General features: G+C 75.2%; 3 protein-coding genes. All 3 read right to left on the bottom strand.

Translation table 11 applies throughout. The features are described 5' to 3' along the window. Positions 1 to 149: 149 nt before the first annotated feature. A complete protein-coding gene (locus ACN6LD_RS05270; protein ID WP_445042610.1) occupies positions 150 to 1,748 on the bottom strand; it encodes a serine/threonine-protein kinase in 1,599 nt (532 codons plus the stop codon). A gap of 74 nt (positions 1,749 to 1,822) precedes the next feature. Then, the gene (locus ACN6LD_RS05265; protein WP_445042609.1) at positions 1,823 to 3,568 is read right to left on the bottom strand and encodes a protein kinase domain-containing protein; all 1,746 of its coding nucleotides are present in this window, start codon (positions 3,566 to 3,568) and stop codon (positions 1,823 to 1,825) included. Between the two features lie 145 nt (positions 3,569 to 3,713). Next, entirely contained in the window at positions 3,714 to 6,320 is a 2,607-nt protein-coding gene (locus ACN6LD_RS05260; protein ID WP_445042608.1) for a protein kinase, read from the bottom strand. Positions 6,321 to 6,408: the final 88 nt, after the last annotated feature.

Raw genomic sequence — 6,408 nt, 5'->3', positions numbered from 1 at the left:
GGCCCGGGCCCGACTCCCCCGTGGTGACTCATGAGCTCATCACATCGCGCCACACGGGCCGATTTCCACCGGTCCGGCGCACCGGTCACAGACCCGTGACGCATACCGCTCCTTATGCCCCTTTTACGCGGGCGCTCCGGGCGGACGCCTCACCCGACGACGAAGGTGTCGACCGCGACGTCGAAGTACTCCCGCGCCTCCCGCACCTTCCCGAGCGGCGCCGAGACCCACACGTCGTACAGCCGCCCGCCCTCCTCCCAGCACAGGTCGAAGGTGTGCCGGGGGCCCTCCGCGAGGCTGAACCCGTTCCAGGTGAACTGCCAGAGGGCGGCGGGCCGTCCGCCCTGACTGGTCTCGGTGACCCGGCCGTCGTGGTAGCCCGGGTTGGTGTCCGCGCCCTGGGCCGCGGCCCGCTCCATGACGGCGAGCGGGCCGTCCGGCGACGCGCCGGAGACCTTGACGCCGAGCCGGAAGACCTGCCCCGGCGACATGTAGAACACCCGCTCGCCCTGCGGCACCCGCGTGAAGTCCTCCGGCACGGCGAGCGCGAACCCTGCGGGGTCCTCGGCCACCCGGTAACCGGAGGGCGCGGACGGCGTACGGGTCGGCGTGAGCGAGGCGGCGGGCGACGGAGCGGACGACACCGGCGCGCTCGGGGACCCGCTCGCCGGGCGCCCCGACCCGCTCACGGAGACCGCCGGCGCCGAACTCACGGGCGCGCGCCCTTTGTCGCCGTCCCCCTTCATCAGCAGCGCCGCCGCCGACACGCCCGCGCCGGCCATCGCGGCGACCAGCAGCGCGGCCACCAGCACACTGCGCGTGGAGCGTTCCCGGGCGGCCTGCTCGGGCTGCGGCCGGGGCAGGTCGGCCTGCGTCGGCGTGTAGTCGGACGACACCGGCGTCGGCGTGCACCCGGTGTCGAGGAAGGCGCGCAACAGCCGCTCCGCCTCCGCCCCGCCCAGCCGCCGGTCCGGATCGCGCTCCAGCAGACCCCGGACGACCGGCAGCAGCGGCCCGGCCTGCGGGGGCGTGCGGATCTCGGCGAACACGACGGCGTGCAGGATGCCGCCCAACGAGTCCCGCCGGAAGGGGGATTCGCCGCTCAACGCCGTGCACAGCAGCGCGCCCAGCGACCACAGGTCGGACTCCGCGCCGGTGCGCGCCCCGGACATCCGCTCCGGCGCGGTGTACTCGGGCGAGCCGACGAACGAGCCGGTCTGGGTGAGCGTGGTGGCGCCCGAGACCTGCGCGATGCCGAAGTCGGTGAGGACGACCCGGTCGCCGTCACGTTCCAGCAGGACGTTCGCGGGTTTGATGTCCCGGTGCAGAACCCCGGCCGCGTGCGCCGCGCGCAGGGCGCCGAGCAGGGCGATGCCGATCCGGGCCGCCTCGTCCGGCGCCAGCGGGCCGTGCTCGGCGATCCGGTCGGCGAGCGAGCCGCCGTCCAGCAACTCCATGACGATGTACGGGCGTTCGTTCTCCACGACGACGTCGTGCACGACGATGACATGCGGGTGGCGCAGCTGGGCGACCGCACGCGCCTCGCGCAGTGTCCGGTCGCGCCGTTCCCGGGCCTCCTCGTCGGAGAGCGTGTCGTCCTGGGTCAGCTCCTTGACCGCGACACGCCGTCCCAGCAGCTCGTCCGTCGCCCGCCACACGACACCCATGCCGCCGCGCCCGAGTCTCGCCTCCAGCCGGTAACGGCCCGCGATGACCCGTGCGGTGCTCCCGTCCCCCTCGGTCCCCATGGGCACATCATGCCCCACCGGACGGCCCGCCTCCGGGGCGCCGTCCGGCCAACTGCGGGACCCGGCGGCCGGTACTACGCCGTGGGCTCGCGCCAGCTCTGCAGCACGGCTCTGAACTGCCTGGCCGTGGTGGCCCAGTCATCGGCGGGCGAGGACATGTAGATCGCGTACTCGGCGCCGTTGCGGGCCACGTACGTCTCCTCGATCGCGCGGCGCGGCCCAGGGAACGCGGTGTCCTTGGCCAGCGCGGTCCAGGTGTACTCCCACTCGGAGCCGGCCCGGTCGCGGTAGAGGTTCTTCTCGAGGGTGACCCGCTTGTAGTCGACCAGCCTCTTGAGCTGCTGCTCGAGGTCGATCTGGTGCGCGTAAGGGTCGCTGAAGTCGGGGGACTTGTCGAGGGCGATGCGGACGAAGTGCTCGCCGCCGTCGGGCGAGTAGTCGACCTGCTGGAGGTCGCCGTCGTCCTGGTACACCTTGCGCTCCCAGCCCTTGGGCAGCGCGAGCCCGAAGCCCAGCGGGTCGTCGACGGGCTGCCAGGAGTCGGGCACGGCGCCCTTCTCGGCGGAGGCCCCGGTGCTCGTCGGGCTCGGCGAGCCGGACGCTGCCCCGGAGTCGACGGTCTGCGACCGCCCCTGGTCCCATTTCTGCAGGACCACGGCCGTCCCCCCGCCGACCAGCGCGGCGACGGCCACCACCAGCACGAGAGAGCGCAGTCGACGACGGCGCCGGGGCGGCTCCGCCGCGGGCCCGGCCGGTACGCCCTGGCCGGTGTGCGTCGGCCCCTGGAGGGCGTGTGCCGGGACTTGGCCGGCGTGTGCCGGGGCCACGGTGGTGGGCCCGGTCACGGGATGGACCGGTACCGGCGTCGCCGCCTCCGGGCCGACGGGAACGTACGAGGTGGCGGGTGTCGGGTGGGACCCGGAGCGGTACGCCGTGCGGTGCCCTCCCGTACCCGGGTCGGGCCCGCCGTACTGCGTGGGCACATACGCCTGGGCCTCGCGCGGACGCCGTCCCTCGGCCGCCTCGGCGAGCAACTGCTCGGCCTCGGCGATGCCGGGGCGGGCGGCCGGGTCCTTGCGCAGCAGCGCGCTGATGACGGGGCCCAGCGGTCCGGCGTGCCTCGGGTCGGCGGCCTCCTCCTCGACCACGGCCTGCAGGGTGGTCAGCGGCGAGGTGCGCCGGAACGGCGACCGCCCCTCGACCGCCGTGTACAGCGTCGCGCCCAGCGCCCACAGGTCGGAGGACGGTCCGGGATCATGGCCGCGCACCCGCTCGGGAGCCAGGTAGTCGACGGAGCCGACGACCTCGCCGGTGCGTGTGATGGTGGTGTCGCCGTCGATCTGGGCGATGCCGAAGTCGGTGAGGAGGACCCGTCCGTCGTGCGAGAGGAGCACGTTGCCCGGCTTGACGTCGCGGTGCAGCACGCCGGCGGAGTGCGCGGCGCGCAGCGCGCGCAGCACCCACAGGCCGATCCGGGCGGCCTCGGCGGCCTCGACGCGGCCGTCCTCCTTGACGGCGTCGGCCAGCGAACGGCCCTCGACCAGCTCCATCACGATCCACGGCCGGCCGTCGTGTTCGAGCACGTCATGGACGGTGACCACGGCGGAGTGGTTGATCCGCGCGGCCGCTCGGGCCTCCGCCCTGGTCCGCGCCAGCAGCACCGCCTGGTCGCTCTCCGCTACGTAGAGCGCGGCGGTCAGCTCCTTGATGGCGACAGCCCGGTGCAGCAGCTCATCGTGGGCACGCCACACTCGGCCCATGCCGCCGCTCCCGATGGCGTCGGCGAGCCGGTAGCGCCCGGACAGGAGCTGGCCCTGCATCTGATTCACGTTGCCCCGCAATGCTCTTGACAGGGTCAGCGTAAAGACCTTGCCGCCTCCACGGAACCGCAGGGGTGCCACGGAGACAGCACTGTGACGGTTGTCGCTTCCCCGCCGACGCGGAAACCGGTCGGACCGGCGGCGGTCAGCCGGTGTACTGGTAGGTGGCCGCCGCCTGCTCGTACAGCCGCGTGACCTCGTCCCGTTCGGCCTCCGGCCCTCTGACCTGGACGACGTGGTACCGCCCGGCGATCAGGATCGCGAGGTTGCGGACATACAGCTTGCGACCGTCGCCGTCGGTCCAGGTGAACTGGCCCTCGGCCATGGTCCGCGTGCCCACGGTCGTCGTGCGCAGCCCGGACGCCGTCGCCCAACTGGAGGCGCGGTACGGCTGGAGCTCGCTCTCCTTCTCCCGCTGGTACACCATCGGGTCGCTGCCGTTCCCGGAGGCGCCGTCCCGCCCAGGTACGACGATCAGCTGGAAGTCGCCGTGCGCGTAGAGGACCTGACCCCGGCCGTTCTTCGGCGTGCGGTCCCAGCCGTTCGCCACGGCGATCTGGAAGCCTGCTCCGTCCTTGCGGAGGGTGAAGCCGTCGGCGACGCCCGCGCCGGACCCGCCGGTCTGGGTCTGGGTGGCCTGCGCCGACGAGGACGACGGGGATCCGGAGACTCCGTCGGCGGGCGCGGTCTGGTCGGGCCGGGGTGCGCTGCTGGCCTGGGGCGCCTCGCCGGCAGGCGTCCCGGTGGCCCCGGCCCGCCTGCCGCCGCCCGTGCCGGCGTCGTCCTCGCCGGCCTTCGGCATGAACAGCATGGCGTAGGCGATCGCCGCGGCCAGCACCAGCAGGACCAGCACGACCAGGGTGCGGCCCAGGCTGCGGGGCGAGCGGTCCGGCTCGGAACGGCCCCGCTTGTGCCGTCCGTGCGACGCGGGCAGTCCGGCGCGCCGACGGCGCACCAGTTCGCCCTTGCGGCGGACGATCGGCAGGCGGCGCGGATCGGCAGGCGGCGCGACGACGACGTGGGCGCCCGCCTCGGGCTCCGGCGCGGACCGCACCAGCGAGCGCAGCCAGCCCCGCAGCTCCTCGAAGTCGGGGCGGTCGGTGGGGTCCTGGCGCAGCAGCGACTCCACGACCGGCCGCAGCGGTCCGCACTCCTCGGCGAAGGCGGGCGGCTCGGCGCACACCATCTGCACCAGCTCGGCCGTCGACTCCTCCGGGTACGGTGCGTGGCCCTGGACGGACCTGAAGAGCAGCGCACCGAGCGCCCACAGATCGGTCGCGGGACCGATCGGCGCGGCCAGCTGCCAGTTCTCGTGCACCGGCCCGGCCTGTTCGGGCGCCCACCGCTCGGTGACCGGCCCGACGACGGCCATCCGCGCCTGCCGGGCCCGCTCGGCCGCCAGCGCGGTGGCGGGGCCGCGCCCGACGCCCGCGCCGGAGGCCGCGGTCGGCGACCCGTCCCAGCGGGCGTCGGTCCGCGCCTCGCCCGGCGTGCCGCCCGGCGTCGTCTGCGGACCCTGTCCGGAGAGGGGGGCGAGCGATGCGCGCGCCTGCGGAGGGGCGCCGTACCGCGCGGGACCGGGCACGGGCGCGCCCTGTACGCCGTAGGGGTCGGCGATCTGCCCGGGAGGGCCGCCGCCCAGGGCTGTGGGATCGCCGTCGGCCGGGGTGCGGGCGCCGGGCAGCGCCGCGCGGCCGTTCTGCTGCGCCTCCTGGGCCTCCTGCACACGGGCTGCGGCCCGTGCTCCGGCGCGGTACGCGGCGATCGCCCCGGCCCGCGCGGCACGGATGTCCCCGCCGGTCTCCGTGGGGGCCCTGCGCGCCACGGCACCGGAGGCACCGCCCGCGCCGGACGGCTCGCCGGCCGGCACCGGCCGCGCACCGGACGCCCGCGCCTCTATGGCGGCCCGCCGAGCGGCCTCGGCGTCCACCGCCCCGGTCCGGGGCCCGCCGGGGCCTCTGCCGATTCCTGCGCCGCCGCCGGGTCCGGCGCTCACACCGTGCGGCGGTCGGCCGCCTGCCCCTGGGTGGCCGACCGTCCCTGCGGGCCCGACGGGGGCCGCGCCGCCGCGGGCCTGATCGCCCGCCCGGTCCGCCCCGTCCGTCCCGCCCGTCGTCGTGTTGTCGGCCGGCACCGGGTCGTACCCGCAGAGCGCCTCTTCCGCCGCGCCGACCGCGAGCCCGGTCAGCATGACCCGCCCGTCGTCGCAGACGAGCACCGTGCGGGCGGTGATGTTCCGGTGCACCCACCCGTGTGCGTGCAGCACCCGCAGCGCCATGAGCACGTCGGAGGCGACCTCGGCCGCCCGGTACGGCGACAGCGCCTTCTCGGCGAGCAGGGCCGACAGGGGGCGCGCCGCGACCAGTTCGCTCACTATCCACAGCGAGCCGCCCTGGGCGAACACGTCGAAGACCTGGTCGAGCCGTGGATGGTCGGGGATGCCCGCCGCCGCCTGCGCAGCCTCCATGGCGCGCCGCACGACGGGATCGGCCGGCCGGCGTGTCCCGGACGCCTCGCCGACGTTGCGCGTCCCCGGTCGCCGTGCCCCGCGCTCACGGGCGGTGAACCCCTCGGGCAGTCCCTCGGCGTCGAGCACCTCCGCCTCGACGACCTCCGGCAACGGCACCTGGCGGACCAGGACTTCCTGCCCGCTGTAGGTGTCGAAGGCCCGGCTCTCGTGCTCGTACTCGTCCGACAGCGGCAACGGCAGGCGGTAGCGGTCGGCGAGTACCCGACCCGCGTAGTCGTCCACGTTGCCTCCCCCGGCCGCCCGGTCGGTCAATTCCGTTCGCCTTGCGTGCCGTTGCAGCCGAATCCAGCCGCATTGCTGGATGCGTACG

It is taken from the genome of Streptomyces sp. SAS_272 (genome assembly GCF_052543235.1).
The sequence above is the reverse complement of the archived record's forward strand: the minus strand, read 5'-3'. Positions and strand labels throughout refer to the sequence as shown.

Coding starts and splice junctions, on each gene's coding strand:
- ACN6LD_RS05270 (WP_445042610.1), bottom strand. CDS start 1,748: ATGGGGACCGAGGGGGACGGGAGCACCGCACGGGTCATCGCGGGCCGT.
- ACN6LD_RS05265 (WP_445042609.1), bottom strand. CDS start 3,568: ATGCAGGGCCAGCTCCTGTCCGGGCGCTACCGGCTCGCCGACGCCATC.